Source organism: Ruegeria sp. AK4 (assembly GCF_056541025.1).
Genome location: NZ_JBQFXS010000084.1, coordinates 1 through 506 on the forward strand (window position 1 = coordinate 1; position 506 = coordinate 506).

Sequence of the window (506 nt, forward strand, 5' to 3'; positions counted from 1 at the left end):
ACGCCTTGAACCCCAGCATTGGCCGGATGCGTCTCTTGATGAAACGATGGTCCTGTTCCACGATGTTGTTCAGGTATTTCCGCCTCACCATCTCAATTGGGATCGGGCAGCCAAAGCCTTTCAGCATTTTGTTGATCGCCTTGATACCAGCTGAGTTGGCGCCACTTTTGTCGATGACGATCTTACGTGGAAGGGCGTTGACCTCCAGCATTCGAGCAAAGAATTTTGTCGCGGCCGGTTTGTTTCGACGTTGTGAAAGCATGAAATCGAGAGTTTTATCGTGTTTGTCGATCGCTCGGTAGAGGTAAACCCATGATCCCTTTACTTTAATATACGTTTCATCCATTCGCCAGGAGCGGTCGTATGGGCCTTTGCGGCGGCGTGCTATTTCAGCGATTGCGCAAGAGTATCGTGACACCCAGCGGTTCAGCGTGGTGTGATCGACGGAAACACCTCGCTCTGCCATGATCTCTTCCAGATCGCGGTAGGAAACGCCGTATCGAACG

At 51.6% G+C, this 506-nt stretch carries 1 protein-coding gene; it reads right to left on the bottom strand.

What is annotated here, in order from left to right; translation table 11 throughout:
• Positions 1-506: IS6 family transposase (locus ACR0EZ_RS25990; RefSeq protein ID WP_480617744.1), on the bottom strand; the 506-nt coding region annotated here is incomplete at both ends.